Here is a 15,418-nt window from a genome sequence, read left to right on the forward strand (position 1 = left end):
CCCATGAGGAATGCCGCCGTGTCGAACCATCGTCCCGCCATCGCCGTGACCCTCGGCCTGCTGGCCGCGCTGCTGGTGATCACGCCCCTGGCCTGGCTGATCAACACCCGCGACTGGGGCATCCTGGTGATGTTCGTGGTGCCCTTCGCCGTCTGGGGGCTGGTCTGGCTGGGTCGCCGGCTGGCGGACTGGGCCGGCGTCGGTCCGCCGCCATCATCCGGGCGCGAGGATTGTCGGTAGTCAAGGGTCACCGGCGAAGATTCGTTTCCCAGCCACGAAGGTCTGTTGTGGCTGGAGGTCGCCGTCGAGCAGAGTCACGTCGGCATCATGGCCGACGGCCAGGCGCCCCTTGCGCTGATGCAGCCCCAGCACCCGGGCCACATGGCCCGAGATCAGGCCGAGGGCCTGCTCCAAAGGCAACACGCCCTCGCGTACCAGGCGCTGCCAGTCCGCAATCAGGGCGGTGTTGCGCGCGACCCGCATGCCGATGTAGTTACCCTGGGCATCGAACTCGGGCAGGCTGCCGTTGCAGTCGGAGCTCATGGTGATGCGCTCGACGGGGACGCCGCGCGCGAGCAGTCGTGACACCGCATCGAAGCCGGACAGGCCCTCCTCGCCGGGGTCGTCGAAGGCGGTCACGTCCACGCTGGCCGCGAAGGTCAGCGCATAGTCGGCGGCCTCCTCGAGCAGGGTGCGGTGGCGGTTCACGTGGGTGGGGATCACCTGCTCGGCGGGAATCTCGGTCTCCGTGAGCAGCCGACGCAGCGGCTCCAGCCCGCGCTTGCCGTCGCCGAGGTGGAAGTGGCAGATGCCGCGCTTGCCGGCCAGCATGGCACCGACACGTGCCTCGCTGACCAGCCGCTCGATCTCGTCCTGGCGCGGCTGGCTCGAGCGATGGTCCGAGATGGCCAGCTCGCCCAGGCCGATGACCTCGGGGATCCAGGCCAGGTCGCGCTGCACGTCGCCGGTGAGGGTCGGTGGCGGCACGCGATACGACCCCGTATACATATAGGCCGCGATGCCCTCGGCACGCAGCCCGCGCACCTTGGCCAGCAGGTCCGCCGGCGAGCGGCTGATGCCGTCGGTACCCAGCACCCCCACCACGGTGCCGATGCCCATGGCGGCGATCTCCCGGGCGGTGATCGCCGGGCAGCGGGTGCCACAGCCCCCCTCGCCGCCGCCACCGGTCACGTGCACGTGCTGGTCGATGAAGGCGGGCACGGCGGTGAGGTGGCGAGCCTCCACCAGTCGCACGGGCCACCCTTCCGGTATGGCGATATCACGCCCCAGGGCCGCGATCCGGCCGTCCGCGATCAGCAGGTCGGTGGCCTCGAGGGGCGCCGGTGCGAAGATGCGCCCGACGCGCAGCAGGGTCAGCAGGGGGGCGTCCCGAGCATCGAGGGGCATCATGGCGCCTCGCCGCTGGGGTCGATCGCCAGTGTCGAGAAGCGGCGGCCCTTCAGGCGCTCGATGGCACTGTCGACGTCATCGATCAATAACACCAGCAGGTCACCTTCGCTGGCTTCATCGAAGGCCCGGTCGACGGCCCGGTGCTCCTTCAGGACGATCTCGACCCGGCAGGCCCCTATCGACTCAACACCGTCGCGCAACAGGCCAGCGGCTTCGCCGATGGCACGACCGCGGGCGTCGGTCTCGTAGATGAAGACCACATCGTGCATCCGGGCGAGCAGCGTGCCCAGGCTGACGAGATCCTCGTCGCGGCGATTGCCGGGCGCGCTGGCCACGCTGAGGCGTCGTCGCGCCGGGATACAGCTCACCAGCGCGCTGAGGGCTTCGAGCGCCGGCACGTTGTGCCCGTAATCGATGAGGACCTTGATACCGTCGGCTTCGATGAGGTTGGTGCGCCCGGGGTTCTGTCCCGGGGTGGGATGAAAGGTGCGCAGGCCCATCTGGATGTCGGCGATGGAGAGCCCCATGGCATAGGCCGCGGCGCTGGCGGCCAGGGCATTGGCGACATTGAAGCGGGCGTGTCCCTCGAAGGTGATCGGCACGTCCACCACCGGTATTACCTCGGCCTCGACATGGCCCTGGCGCATCACGATGCGCTCCTCGTGGACCATGAAGGCGACCCCGTGGTCGCGAACATGCTGGCGGATGGGGCGGGAATCCGGGTCCAGGGTGAAGAAGATGATATCGCCCCGGGCCCACTCCTGGCCGGCCAGCACTCGGGGGTCGTCGGCGTTGAGCACGGCCGTCCCGCCCTGGCGGACGGCATCGACCACCACGGTCTTGCAGCGCGCCAGCTCGTCGAGGGTGTGGATATCATGCTCCCCCAGGTGGTCGCTGGCGATATTGAGCAGCACCCCCACGTCGCACTCGTCGAACCCGAGGCCACGGCGCATGATGCCGCCGCGGGCGACCTCGAGCACGGCATACTCGACCGTGGGCTCGCGCAGCACGATGGCCGCCGCCTGGGGGCCACTGTAGTCACCGCGCATGATGACGTGGTTGTCGATCTCGATGGCGCCGGTACAGGCCATGCCGACGTTGCGTCCCGCCTGGCGAAGCAGATGCGAGAGCAGGCGCACCGTGGTCGTCTTGCCGTTGGTGCCGGTCACCGCAATGATGGGAATGCGGGCGTCGGTCTCGCTGTCCGGGAACAGCATGTCGATCACAGGCTGGCCGACATCGCGGCCGTTGCCGTGGGTGGGTGACAGGTGCATGCGAAAGCCGGGCCCGGCATTGACCTCGACCACCGCGGCGGACTGTTCCTCCAGTGGCCGGGTCAGGGTCTCGGCCAGCAGGTCGATGCCGATGATATCGAGCCCGACCAGGCGCGCGATTCGCTCCGCCGCGTAGCGTACCTCCGGATGGACGTCGTCGGTCACGTCCGTGGCCGTGCCCCCGGTGCTCAAGTTCGCCGTGGACTTCAGGTAGACGATCTCGTCCTTTGGAATCACGCTCTGCAGGGTCAGGTTCTGCTGGTCGATCAGCCGCTGCGACTGCTCGTCCAGCTGTATCTGCGTGAGCAGGTTCTCGTGCCCGACGCCCCGGCGCGGGTCCTGGTTCTCCCTGTCGACCAGGGCCTGCAGCGTGGTGACCCCATCGCCGATCACATGGGCCGGCCGCCGCCTGGCGGCGGCCACCAGCTTGCTGTCGATGACCAGCAGGCGATGGTCCTCCCCCTCGATGTACTGCTCGACGACCACCGAGGGATTGCGGTGGGAGGCGATGGCAAAGGCCTCGCGCAGGGTCTGGTCATCCTCGATGTTGGTGCTCACGCCGCGGCCATGGTTGCCGATGACCGGCTTCACCGCGACGGGATAGCCGATGTCGCGTACGGCCTCGAGCGCCTCGTCGAGGGAGTCGCACACCCGTCCCTGGGGTACCGGAATGCCGGCATCGCCGAGCACCTGCTTGGTCCAGGCCTTGTCGTCGGCGATGCCGTAGCCGATCAGGTCCGTATGGCCGGTCACCGTCGCCTGGATGCGCTGCTGGCGGTGGCCGTGACCCAATTGGATGTAGCTGTTCTCGTCACTCAGGCGGAGGTGGGGAATGCCACGCCGCTCGGCGGCCGCAATGATCGCGGCGGTGGAGGGGCCCAGCATGTGGGTGTCGCGCACGGCCTGGAGGCGGGCGATGATCGCCGGCACGTCGATCTCGGCGCCATGGAACAGCCGCTTGACCAGCTCGACCGCTTCGACCCCGGCCGCCAGGCCACAGGCCTCGTCCCGATAGCGATAGACGACGTTGTAGATACGGGGCTCGTAGCTGTCGACGGTCTTGCCGTAGCCGACCGAGAAGCCGATCAGGTTCTGCAGTTCGATCGCCACATGCTCGACGACGTGAGCGGCCCAGGTGCCTCGCTCCAGACGCTCCACGAAGCCGCCGGGCCGGCCGACCGAGCAGCGGTGCTCCTGCAGGGTCGGCAGCAGGGCGGTAAGCCGCTCGACGATACCGGGGACGAGATCGCTCGGCTTCTCCTCGAGGTCGCCGATGTCCAGGCGCATGAAGATCGCCGGGTAGCGGCTGTAGTAGTTCGGGCCGCGCAGTGCCCGGTGCTCGAGAATGTTCATCGGCGCTCCGCGAGAATGGCGCCGAGTTCGTGGGGGACGAGATAGCGCCGCGCCTCGACGTCGAACCCGTGGCCGCTGACCATCGCATGGAGGATCATGTGCTCGACGGCCACCGGTTCGCCCATGGAGAGGTCGGCGATGTTCGAGCTCGCCAGGTCTCGGCTGTCGATGAGGATGACATGGCCCGGCCCGATGGCCTCGAGGATGCCATTGGGGTGGATGATCACGCCGGCATCCTCGCCCAGGCCCACCCCGAGGTATTCCGGGTTGCTGGCCCCGACCTCCATCAGGCGCGTGAAGCGCCCGCGCTCGAGGAAGTGGCTGTCGATGATGAGGCCATCGACCAGTCCCAGGCCGAAGGTCATGTTGACGGCGCCCTTGCGCAGGGCATCGGCGGCGGCGCCGTTGTAGATCATGGTGCCCGGCATGGCCGCCGCACCGGCACTGGTCCCCGCCACCACTGCGCCCTCTTCGAGGCGTTCGCGGATGGCACTCAGCACCGGGGATCCCCCCAGCACATTGGTCAGGCGCAGCTGATCACCGCCGGTGAAGAAGATGACGCCGCTCTGCTCGATCAGGCGAACGGTGTCATCCTCAGCCGCCTGCTTGCGGTCGCGGATCCCCAGTAGATGGACGCGGCTGGCGCCCAGGCGAGAGAAGGCCGCCTCGTAGTCGGGCAGCACCTCGTCGGGAATGCTGCTTGCCGTGGCGATGACGGCGACCTCGTCATGGCCCTCGGGGGTCAGGGCAAAGACCTGTCGCAGGATCTCGAGATCGGAGGTCCTGTCCTCGGCGCCACCGATGGCCACGATGCGTCCGGGTGCCACGGGATGTTGAGAAGCCATACCTGTTCGTCGCCCAGCGACGCTTTTGAGCCAACGCAGCAGCCACGTTCGCGTGAGTCACTTGCCGAATGGCAGGATGCTTGCCACCTGCACTTTCACTTATAACAGGCATCCCGGCACGGGGCACGTTCTCGCTGGCTCGGGAGTCAGGGCAAGAGGCGACTCGGTACCGCGGCCTGCCAGGAGGCGCCACGGGCAGGCTCGCGTGATCGAACCGCGGCAAAGGGTGCCCCTGGGCCGGAGCAGGTCCGCGTCAAGCTCGACAGCCTCCTAAGCCTTTAAGTCGCCTAAGCCTTTAAGCCGCCTGGGCCACCAGGTAGCCGGCGCCCACCAGCAGCAGCGTGAACAGGGTGAGCCCCGTGAAGGCGCCGCGCCAGGCCGGAGTGGAAACCCCCAGACCCAGGTAGACCATCAGCACCCGGTGGGCCTTGAAGAAGGTGGTGGCCAGCAGCAGGGCCGCCGACCACAGCGGCAGCGCCTCGAGGCGGGCCTCGCTCCCCAGCCGCGCCGAGGCCATGGAAACCAGCGTCAGCCCCATCAGCACGGCCCAGGTGACCAGCAGCCGGCGGGTGGCCGAGTCGCCTCCGGTGGTCTTCATGTCGCCCATGGGCTCACCTCAGCAGGTAGATGATCGGGTAGAGCAGGATCCAGATCAGGTCGACCATGTGCCAGAAGGCCGCGGCGGTCTCCACGTTATCCGCGGAGATTCGCCAGGCCACCAGGGCGATCAGCCCCAGGCCGAACAGCACGTGGGCGAAATGGAAACCGGTCAGCAGGTAGTAGAAGGTGAAGAAGGTGTTGGTCTCGGGCGCAAGGCCGGCGCCGAGCTTGTCGGCATACTCCACCACCTTGACCACGCAGAACACCACCCCCAGGGCGAAGGCCCCGGCCAGCCACCAGCGGCAGCGCTGCTTGTCGCCACGGCCGATGGCCTGTACCGCCAGGGCGGCGAACAGTCCGCTGGTCAGCAGCACCAGGGTATTGAGGCCGCCGGCCACCGGGTCGAGCAGCTGCTGCGAGGCGTCGAACACCTCCCGCTCGCCGGCGCGCAGCCAGGCGAAGAGGCCGAAGAAGGCGGCGAAGACCACCATCTCGCTGAGGATCAGCACCCACATCAGCGGGTTGCCGGGTAGCGCCGAGAGGGGACCCCAGCCCGGGTTGGGCAGGGGGCGCGTGAGCGTCTCCGCGTGGCGGGGCATCTCAGCGCTCCGGCTGGGGTGGCGTGCCGGCGAACTCGGCCCGAACCGCCGGGGTCGTCAGCTTCCAGCCCGCCCAGGCGAACAGGGCCGTCAGCAGGGTGGCCACCAGGATCAACAGGCCCAGCATGCCCACCAGTCCGGCCACCGGGTCGTCCGGATTCACCGCCTCGACACTGGCGTTCTCCGGCAGCAGGCCGAAGGTCAGCGGGGTCAGCGCCGCGCCGCCCAGGACGCCCACGAAGCCCAGTGCCATCAGGCCGACGAAAGCCCGGCGGGCCCAGCGGCGGCGCTGCAGCAGGGCCACGGCCAGGACCAGGGTGGCCAGGGCGCCGACCATCAGCAGCCCGGCGACACGGGTGCCGCGTTCGGCCAGCCAGGCGACGCCACCGGTCAGGCCGCCGCTGCCGGCCTGGACGCCCAGCGTGGCGGCGAGGGTATCACCGGGCGCCAACGGCAGCATCAGCAGGGCGAGAGTGGCCGCGGAGAAGAGGATGAAGCCCCAGGCCAGGCCGGTGACGGCGAGCGAATGCCCTGGGGTTCCGCTGTTCGGGGGCGTGGTGCGCATGGCGCTCTCCTCGGTGTGTCAGTCGTCGAGTGTCACGGCCGCCCCGCCGAACAACAGGCTGCGGGGCGCCTCGATGGCACGGTCGCTCATCAGGCGATGGATGCCCACGCCGCAGCGGCCGATGGTCCAGATCAGGCAGGCGGTGAAGAAGGTATAGCCCAGCGTCCAGGAGGCCCAGGAGGGCGCGCCGACCAGGCCCAGCAGGTTCCAGGCGGCGAGCGCGGCGGCGCCGGCCAGGGCGCCCAGCCAGAAGGTGCGGATCTGGAACTGCAGGTGGCTGTCGGCCAGAGCGGATACCCGCCCGCGGCGCAGGTGGGCGAGCAGCACGCCGAGCGGGGCGGTGACCACGGCCATGATGCTGCCCAGGTAGAGCACATAGACGGTGGCGGCCAGGCCCTTGCCGCGGCGGTCGACCGCCGGGTCCCGGTGGCCGGCCTCGGGAGTGCGGGAAGCGGGAGTGGAGGACATCGGTTACCTCCTGAGGTGAGGGTGGCTGGAGTCGGGGCGTCCCGTCGTGGGGGGCGCCGCCATGTCGACACTATGGCGTTTCCCGGCGAGGATGTCCTTGCCCCGGATCAATACCCGACCGCGATGGTCGAGTATGGGGCAGGGTGGCCATCCCGTCGCGGGCTCAATCCCTGGCCTGGCGGGTGATGACGGTGGCCTGGTGCCGTTCATCCCGGGTGAAGACCGGCACCCGGCGCTCGGTCCACCACATCCAGATGATCGACACCAGGGTCACGCCGAAGCAGAGCATCCATACGCTGGTGGCCACGCCGGTGAAGTCGACCAGGGCGCCGAACATGATCGGCAGCAGGAAGCCGCCGACGCCGCCCGCCAGGCCGACGATGCCGGAGACCAGCCCCAGGTTCCTGTCGTAATCGTCCGACAGGTACTTGAACACCGAGGCCTTGCCGATACCCCAGGCGATGCCCACCACGAACAGGGCCAGGGTGAACAGCCACAGCGGGATGCCGAAGCTGAACTCCAGCTGGGAACCGTCGACGGTCCGGATGGCATAGCGGGTCTCCGGGTAGGACATGATGAACAGCGCGAGCAGGCTGGCCCACATGCAGGTCCAGGTGACGTTATGGGCGCCGAAGCGGTCGGAGAGCCAGCCGCCGAAGGCACGGATCACCCCCGAGGGGAGCACGAAGATGGTGGCGACCAGCGCGGCCAGCTGGATGCCCATGCCGTACTCGGTCATGTAGTAGCGGGTCAGCCACAGCGAGACCCCCACGTAGCCGCCGAACACCACCGAATAGTACTGGCAGTACTTCCACACCCTGGGGTCGTTGAGCACGGCGACCTGTTCGCGCAGCGAGGGGCGATCCGCATTGCGGTGCTCGGGATTGGTGAAGGTGAAGAACCAGAAGATGATGGCGGTGATCAGCATGATCGCCGCATAGATGTTGGGCACCGCCTGCCAGCTCAGCCCCACGATCACCGTGGGAGCGACATACTTGGTCACCGCGGCCCCGGCATTGCCGGCGCCGAAGATGCCCATGGCCAGCCCCTGACGATCGCGTTCGAACCACTTGGCGGTGTAGGTGATGCCCACCGAGAAGCCGCCGCCGGCCAGGCCGACCACCGCACCGAGGAGGATCAGCTGCCAGTACTGGGTGGCGAACTGCACGGCCCATATCGCCGGGACCGTGGCCAGCATCAGCGCCATGAACACCGGGCGTCCGCCGAGACGGTCGGTCATCGCCCCCAGCGGCAGGCGTACCAGCGAGCCGGTGAGGATCGGCACGGCGGTCAGCACCCCGAACTGGGTACCGCTGAGGCCGAGCTCGTCGGCGATGGGCACGCCGATCTCCCCGAACATGGTCCACACCATGAAGCAGATGGTGAAGGCGAAGGTGTTGGCGGTGAGTACCGAGTACTGCTTGAAGCGTTGCGAGGCCATGGTGCTCTCCCGGTTCGAGGCTGGCGGACGGGTCAGAACGCCCGCTGGCCGGCGGTCAGCCGGCCAGCGGGCCATGGAGGCGGGCGATCAGCCCTTGCCGGGCTGCGCCTTGAGGGCCTCCTGCTCCTCGATCATGCGGTCCACGGAGGAGATGTGGTACTCCTCGTCGAAGGCCCCCTCGGGCTCCTTCAGCCAGACCAGGCAGATCAGCCAGCTGAGGAAGGCGCCGGAGGCGATGATGTAGAAGAACTGGGTCGGGGTGACGAAGGTGAAGAGGGTCAGGTAGACCACCGCCCCCACGTTGCCGTAGGCGCCGGCCATGCCGGAGATCTGGCCGGTGATGCGGCGCTTGATCGAGGGAATGATGCCGAAGGTCGCCCCCTCCGCCCCCTGCACGAAGAAGGAAGTGAAGATGGTGATGGCGATGGCGATGACCAGCGGCCAGCTCGAGTTGAGCATGCCCATCAGCACGAAGCCGATGCCGATGCCGAACATGTAGCTGAGCATCACGAAGCGGCGGTTGCCCATGCGATCGGAGACCAGGCCGCCCATGGGGCGTGCCACCAGGTTGACGAAGGCGAAGGAGGCCGCGATCAGGCCGGCGGTGGCGGCATTCAGTCCCCAGGTCTCCTCGAAGAACATCGGCAGCATGGAGACCACCGCCAGTTCCGCACCGAAGTTGGCGAAGTAGGTGCTGTTCAGGGCGGCGACACTGCTGAACGGGTACCGGTCGTCCTCGGGCACGCCCTTCTTCAGGATCGGGATGTTGACCCGCAGGATCTGCACGACCTGGTAGATCACCACGGCGGTGATGACCAGATAGCAGATGACGGCACCGGTGGTGGAGAGGTAGCCCATGTCCTGGATGCGCCACACCAGGATGCCCAGGCAGCCGACCAGTGGGATGGTCCAGAGGATCAGCTTGATCATGTCGCCCCAGGTACTGACCTCCATGGCGGCGGCCTTGCGCGGCTTGCGATGCGCGCGGGCGTCGGGGCCGTCGGTGATGGCGAACCAGTAGTAGACGCCGTAGGCCGCCATGACGATGGCGCTCTGGGCGATGGCCCAGCGCCAGCCGTCCTCGCCGCCGTACATGGTCAGGGCGATGGTGGGCAGCGACATGGCGGCGGCGGCGGAGCCGAAGTTGCCCCAGCCGGCATAGAAGCCCTCGGCGAAGCCGATGTCCCTGGGCTTGAACCACAGCGCGGTCATGTGGATGCCGACCACGAAGCTGGCGCCGATGGAACTCAGCACCAGGCGCGACACCAGCAGCTGGGTCATGGTGTCGCCGAAGGCGAACACCAGGGCCGGGACCGACATGGTCACCATCAGCACCGAGAACACCCGGCGCGGGCCGAAGCGGTCCAGCGCCATGCCGACGATGATGCGCGCCGGGATGGTCAGGGCCACGTTGGTGATGGCGAACAGCCGGATGTCATCACGGGTCAGCCAGTCGACGCTCTTCAGCATGCTCGACGCCAGCGGCGCCATGTTGAACCAGACATAGAAGGTGATGAAGAAGGCGATCCAGGTCAGGTGCAGGGCCCTGATCTCCGGACTACGTACCTTGAAGACGGACGAGACTTTCATGGTCGTTTAATCCTTGGTTCCCGGGCGTGGAGGAGGCGTAGGCACTGTCACGGGCTGGGAAAGATCAGGAGGGGACACTCGACGCGCCGGGCCAGGAAGGAGCTGACGCTGCCGAAGGTCATGTAGTCGAGCTCGTCGACGAAGTAGCTCAGCGACTGGGCGATGATCCCGCCGTCGGGCTTGTTGCTGTGGCGAGCGATCACCAGCAGGTCGGGCCGGTGCTTCTGGGTGGCCCGCAGCAGCATCTTGCGGGCGTCGCCCTCGGCGATCACCAGCTCGGCGTCGAAGCCCTCGCCGGCGGCGAAGTCGATCCCCTCCTGCAGGGCGGCCTTGAGCTCGTCGTACTCCTCCTGGAACAGCGCCTCGTTGGCGTCGGTGGCGTCGAGAGGGTTCTCGGCCACGCCGGCGAGAATCAGGGTCGGGGCATTGCAGCGGAACATGGCAACGGTCTGGGCCAGCGCCAGCTTGGCGTTCCGCGAACCGTCGTAGGCAAGCATGATCTTCATGGGTTACCTCAACACTCGGGGTAGAGGTGGGGCGCCCGGGCCGGGCCCGAGCGCCGGGGCGGTTTCAGGGATTCTTCACGTAGGCGTTGGGGCGCAGGTAGAACCACCAGTTGATCACCAGGCAGAGCGCGTAGAAGACCGCGAAGCCGTACATGGCCAGCTCGGGGGTGCCGGCCTGGATCTGCTCGCCCATCACCCGCGGGGCGATGAAGGCGCCGTAGGCGGCCACGGCCGAGGTCCAGCCCAGTACCGGGCCCTTCTGCTGCTGGTCGAAGATCACCCCGATGGTGCGGAAGGTGGAGCCGTTGCCGATGCCGCTGGCGGCGAACAGGATCACGAACAGGATCATGAAGATCGCGAAGTAGCTGTTCGGGTCGGCCGAGTTGTAGGCCTGCATCATGACCCAGCCGGTGACGGCCGATGCCACGACCATGACCACCGAGATGATCTGGGTGACGATGGAGCCGCCCACCTTGTCGGAGATCCAGCCGCCGACCGGGCGGATCAGGGCGCCGACGAAGGGGCCGATCCAGGCCCAGGTCAGGGCGCTGGGCGCGTCCGGGTTGGCCACGCGGGTCACGGTGCCGTCGGCGGCCACTTCCATCATGTTGCCGAAGATGACGTTGATGGAGAGCGGCAGGGCCGCGGAGAAGCCGATGAAGGAGCCGAAGGTCAGGATGTACAGGACCGTCATCGACCAGGTGTGCTTGTTCGAGAAGATCGCGAACTGCTTCTGGATGTTGGGCTTGATGTCGCCGGGAATCATGCGCAGCGCGAACACGGTCAGCACGATGGTCAGCGGCAGGGCGATCCACATGTTCAGCCATACCAGGGCCAGCATGCCGATGACCGAGGTGATCAGGCCGACGGCGTAGAGGCCGAGGATCTTGCCGAAGGCCTGTACCGGGGTGCCCGGGTCCGGGGTGATGGTGCGCAGGTTGTTCATGCCGAACCAGCCGGCGAAGGCCAGCGGGATGAGGAACACCAGCCAGATGAAGCCGGCATTCTGGATCCAGGTGTCGGTGCCCGCCTCGATGCGGCCGATCAGGGTGCCGCTGGCGCTCTGCAGCTCCATGGGGGCGCCGGCGATGGCGCCGAAGATCCCCACGGTCATCACCAGCGGGATCAGGATCTGCATGGTGGTGACGCCGAAGTTGCCGAGGCCGGCGTTCATCCCCAGGGCATAGCCTTGCTGCTTCCTGGGGAAGAAGGTGGAGATGTTGCTCATGGAGCAGGCGAAGTTGCCGCCGCCGATGCCGGAGAGCAGCGCCAGGGCCTGGAAGACCCAGAAGGGCGTCGCCGGGTTCATCAGTGCGATGCCGGTGCCCAGTGCCGGGATCATCAGCAGGGCGGTGGTGAGAAAGACGGTGTTGCGTCCGCCGGCGATGCGGATCATGAACGAGGCGGGGATACGCAGCGTCGCCCCGGAAAGGCCGGCCAGTGCCGTCAGGGTGAACAGCTGAGTCACCGTGAACGGAAAGCCCAGGTTCTGCATCTGGGTGGTGATCATCCCCCACATCAGCCAGACGGCGAAGCCCATCAGCAGGCTGGGAATGGAGATCCACAGGTTGCGGCTGGCAACCTTCTTGCCCTCCTTCTCCCAGAACTCCTCGTTCTCGACATCCCAGTGCTCGATATCGGCATTCCTGCCGGCCCTCGCCACCTGGCCGCTGTCGGCGGTCGTCTTAGCCATGATGTTTTCCCCTTGAGTGATGCCGGATCACCCCGGCTTGGCTCCCGGTGACTGACCGGGATCAACGCGCGAGGCTTTGAGGCGAAAGATACGCCGTGGTCTTGAAGGGGGAAACTGGCTGAAAATGCCGGAAAATCAGTGGAATACCTCTTGAGGGGTAGCCGAGGTAGGTCGCCATCTGATTGATTGGGAAGGGGTTTTTTTTCGGGGTCGGGGGGAGGGGTGGGCCGCTGGCACGGCCCGGGATTATTTGGAGGTATCCACAGAGAACCGGGGGGCCGCTACCGGTCGACGCCTTCCTGGACGGCCCACACCGCGGCCTCGACCCGCGAACGCAGGTTGAGCTTCTTGAGCAGGTGCTTGACGTGGACCTTGACGGTGCCCTCGGTGATGTCGAGCTTGCGGGCGATCAGCTTGTTGGAGAGCCCGGCGGCCAGCTCGCGCAGGATCTCTCGCTCGCGCTGGGTCAGGCTCTGGATGTCGGGTGTCGCCGGGCGGCTGCGCTGGCTGCGCAGTGCCTCGGCGAGCAGGGCGGTGAGGCTCTCGCTGATCACCATGCGCCCGAGGGCGACCTGGCGCAGCTGTCGGATCATCTCGTCCGGGTCCATGTCCTTGAGCAGGTAGCCGTCGGCGCCACTCTGCAGGGCGTCCACGACATCCTCCTCGTGGTCGGAAACCGTGAACATCACGATGCGCCCGGCATAGTCCGCGTCGCGCAGCCGCTTGAGGGTCTCGATGCCGTTCATGCCCGGCATGTTGAGGTCGAGCAGTATCATGTCCGGGTCGAGTTCGGCGGCGAGGCGTACGCCCTCCTCGGGCTCGCCGGCCTCCCCGATCAGCTCGAGATCGTCCTCCAGCTCGAGCAGTTGGGAGACGCCCCGGCGCAGCAGTGGATGGTCGTCGATGATCAGGATGCTGGCGGGGGTATCGTTGGCTGGCGTGGTCATCGTGACTTAGTCCCTGTTGCCGTTGTGTTTGAGCGCGACGCGATCGCCGCCGGCTCGATCCGAAGCCGCCCCACGGCGGGTGTCGGGGCCCGCGCCGGCGGAGTCCGGGATGGGGGCCTCCGGCTGCCGGGTGATCAGTCGGGCAGTCATCGGGGTGAAGGAGAGTTCGACCAGGGTGCCGCCCGCGGGGCGGTTGCGCAGTCTCAGCTCGCCACCCAGGGTCTCGGCCCGGTCACGCATGATCACCAGGCCGTAGTGCATGGGAGGCGAGCTGTCGTCCTCGAGGCCCACGCCGTCGTCCTCGACCCGCACCTGGAGGCGGGCGTTGGCGAAGTGCACCCTGACGCCGGCCCAGTGGGCCCGGGCGTGCTTGTGGATGTTGGCCAGTGCCTCGCGCACCACCTGCAGCACGTGGATCTCCTCGTTGGGATTGAGCAGGTGGGGGGGGACATCGAACTCCAGCTCCACGGGAGTCTGCATGCGCTCGGCGAATTCCACCGTGGTCTGGTTCAGGGCGCTCTGCAGTCCCGGCCCCTCGAGCTTGAGGCGGAAGGTGGTGAGCAGCTCACGCAGCTGGCGGTAGGCGCTGTCCAGCCCGGTACGCAGTTCGCCGAACACCGCGGCCTGGGTCTCCCGTGGGACCTGCTTCTCCTGCATGCGCTCGAGCCGTGCCACCTGCATCTTCAGGTAGGAGAGCGACTGGGCCAGGGAGTCGTGGAGCTCCCGGGCGATGATGGTACGTTCGTTCATCAGCGACACCTGCTGCTGCTCCTCGATGCGTCGCTGCAGGTAGACCGCGGTGGCCAGCTGATCGGCCAGGGCATTGAGCAGGCGCCGGGTGCTGTCGGAGAGCGGGGTTCCCCTGGGGTACCAGATCTCCAGGGTGCCGAGCATCACCTCACCGACGCTCACCGGCAGCAGCAGGCACTCGCCCTGTTCGGTCTCGCCCAGGCGCAGCGGCCGCGGGTCGATCAGGCAGGCGTGGCAGTCGTGGTCGCGGCAGTACTCCGGGCGCCGGGCCGAGTGGGTGGCGAGGATGGGGATCTGGCGGTCGTCGACGGGATCGTGGAGCGACAGCCGGATGGGGCCGATCTCCAGCAGCTCTTCCAGCCGGCGCAGCATCGGGGCGGCGCTGGCGCAGAGGTCATTGCCCCCGCCGTAGAGCTGCCGGCTGCCGTCGTGCATCACCTGCATGGCCCTGTTGCTGCGCTCCAGCTCGGCCTTCTTGCGCGAGACGCGCTGTTCCAGGTCGGCATAGCTGGTACCCAGCTCCTGGGCCATGGTGTCGAGGGTGCGCCCCAGCATCGCCAGTTCATCGTGACCCGAGAGGTGAGAGCGGTGCGTGAAGTTGCGATGCGCGGCCTCCCGGGCCAGTACCACCAGCTGGCGCAGTGGGGCGACCAGGTTGTGGCGGATATCGTACAGCGCAATGGCCACCACCACGGCGGTCAACGCCAGGAAGAGGATCTGCAGGGCGCTGAGCAGGCGAATCTTCGATTCGGAGTTCTCCTCCAGCAGGGTCACCAGGGTGTCGATCTCGGCCACCAGGCCATCCAGGGTGGCGCCGAGCTCGGCGGGCTCGACCCGGTCCCCGGCGATGGCCGACTCGACCTGCGGGGCGAGCTCCCGGTCCCAGCGGTCCAGCAGCAGTCGGTACTGGTCCTGCAGGACGTGGTCGTCGGCCGCGGGCATGGCGTCCACGAGCTGGGTGCTGGTCAGGCGCTCCTTGAAGCGCAGCGCGAGGCCGCGCACCTGCTCGCGATGCTCGGCGTCCGGCTGCTGATGGTAGCGCTGCAGGGCGGCGACGATCTGATAGGTGTTCATGCGCAGCGAGCCCGCCATGTTGATGGCGGCAGCGTCGCCGCGGCTGCTGCTGGCCACGGTCATGGTGACCACGATGCTGATCAGGGCCATGGCACTGATCGCCAGCAGGGACGCGATGATGCGGGCCACCAGGGAGCGTTGCAGCAGTTTCATCGGGGAGCGGGTCCTCCGGGATCGGAGCAGGCTGAAGGGGGCGCGAGAATACCACTATACCCTAGTAGGTAGTGCCTGCCCCCTCAAAGGCGTACCTCGCATGCCCTTTTGACCGGCGGGGCGAGGCTGACCAGAATTTTCCCACCCTTT

General features: G+C 67.6%; 14 protein-coding genes. 1 reads left to right on the top strand and 13 read right to left on the bottom strand.

The genetic code is table 11. The features are described from left to right. The first annotated feature begins 3 nt into the window (after window positions 1-3). On the top strand, window positions 4-240 hold the full coding sequence (locus tag ACOMD9_RS01875) for a hypothetical protein (RefSeq protein ID WP_421411850.1): 237 nt from the start codon (window positions 4-6) through the stop codon (window positions 238-240). Here ACOMD9_RS01875 and iadA read toward each other — a convergent pair whose 3' ends face one another. The 13 genes from iadA to ACOMD9_RS01940 form a co-directional block, all read right to left on the bottom strand. Further along, window positions 241-1,410 carry a beta-aspartyl-peptidase gene (gene iadA, locus ACOMD9_RS01880; protein WP_421411851.1) on the bottom strand — a complete coding sequence of 390 codons (1,170 nt, stop codon included), beginning with the start codon at window positions 1,408-1,410 and terminating at the stop codon, window positions 241-243. It abuts the gene before it with no gap. Beyond that, entirely contained in the window at window positions 1,407-4,037 is a 2,631-nt protein-coding gene (gene cphA / locus ACOMD9_RS01885) for a cyanophycin synthetase (RefSeq protein ID WP_421411852.1), read from the bottom strand. The genes iadA and cphA overlap by 4 nt, the downstream gene beginning before the upstream one ends. Beyond that, the gene (locus tag ACOMD9_RS01890) at window positions 4,034-4,882 is read right to left on the bottom strand and encodes a cyanophycinase (protein WP_421411853.1); all 849 of its coding nucleotides are present in this window, start codon (window positions 4,880-4,882) and stop codon (window positions 4,034-4,036) included. Before ACOMD9_RS01890 ends, cphA begins: the two co-directional genes overlap by 4 nt. A gap of 295 nt (window positions 4,883-5,177) precedes the next feature. Continuing rightward, on the bottom strand, window positions 5,178-5,489 hold the full coding sequence (locus ACOMD9_RS01895; protein WP_421411854.1) for a cytochrome C oxidase subunit IV family protein: 312 nt from the start codon (window positions 5,487-5,489) through the stop codon (window positions 5,178-5,180). A gap of 4 nt (window positions 5,490-5,493) precedes the next feature. Continuing rightward, complete coding sequence (locus ACOMD9_RS01900) at window positions 5,494-6,081, bottom strand: cytochrome c oxidase subunit 3 family protein (RefSeq protein WP_421411855.1); 588 nt, start codon at window positions 6,079-6,081, stop codon at window positions 5,494-5,496. Window position 6,082: 1 nt separating this feature from the next. Further along, entirely contained in the window at window positions 6,083-6,646 is a 564-nt protein-coding gene (locus ACOMD9_RS01905; protein WP_421411856.1) for a hypothetical protein, read from the bottom strand. A gap of 18 nt (window positions 6,647-6,664) precedes the next feature. Next, window positions 6,665-7,114 carry a hypothetical protein gene (locus tag ACOMD9_RS01910; protein WP_421411857.1) on the bottom strand — a complete coding sequence of 150 codons (450 nt, stop codon included), beginning with the start codon at window positions 7,112-7,114 and terminating at the stop codon, window positions 6,665-6,667. Between the two features lie 163 nt (window positions 7,115-7,277). Next, window positions 7,278-8,555 carry an MFS transporter gene (locus tag ACOMD9_RS01915; RefSeq protein WP_421411858.1) on the bottom strand — a complete coding sequence of 426 codons (1,278 nt, stop codon included), beginning with the start codon at window positions 8,553-8,555 and terminating at the stop codon, window positions 7,278-7,280. An 87-nt stretch (window positions 8,556-8,642) separates the two neighbouring features. Beyond that, on the bottom strand, window positions 8,643-10,145 hold the full coding sequence (locus ACOMD9_RS01920) for an MFS transporter (RefSeq protein ID WP_421411859.1): 1,503 nt from the start codon (window positions 10,143-10,145) through the stop codon (window positions 8,643-8,645). A gap of 47 nt (window positions 10,146-10,192) precedes the next feature. Beyond that, window positions 10,193-10,651 carry a universal stress protein gene (locus ACOMD9_RS01925; RefSeq protein ID WP_421411860.1) on the bottom strand — a complete coding sequence of 153 codons (459 nt, stop codon included), beginning with the start codon at window positions 10,649-10,651 and terminating at the stop codon, window positions 10,193-10,195. Window positions 10,652-10,715: 64 nt separating this feature from the next. Beyond that, complete coding sequence (locus ACOMD9_RS01930; RefSeq protein ID WP_421411861.1) at window positions 10,716-12,344, bottom strand: MFS transporter; 1,629 nt, start codon at window positions 12,342-12,344, stop codon at window positions 10,716-10,718. Between the two features lie 281 nt (window positions 12,345-12,625). Beyond that, the gene (gene narL / locus ACOMD9_RS01935; RefSeq protein WP_421411862.1) at window positions 12,626-13,291 is read right to left on the bottom strand and encodes a two-component system response regulator NarL; all 666 of its coding nucleotides are present in this window, start codon (window positions 13,289-13,291) and stop codon (window positions 12,626-12,628) included. Window positions 13,292-13,297: 6 nt separating this feature from the next. Continuing rightward, window positions 13,298-15,268 carry a type IV pili methyl-accepting chemotaxis transducer N-terminal domain-containing protein gene (locus ACOMD9_RS01940; protein WP_421411863.1) on the bottom strand — a complete coding sequence of 657 codons (1,971 nt, stop codon included), beginning with the start codon at window positions 15,266-15,268 and terminating at the stop codon, window positions 13,298-13,300. Between the last annotated feature and the right edge of the window lie 150 nt (window positions 15,269-15,418).

The organism is Halomonas terrestris (genome assembly GCF_049166755.1).
Lineage (GTDB): Bacteria > Pseudomonadota > Gammaproteobacteria > Pseudomonadales > Halomonadaceae > Halomonas.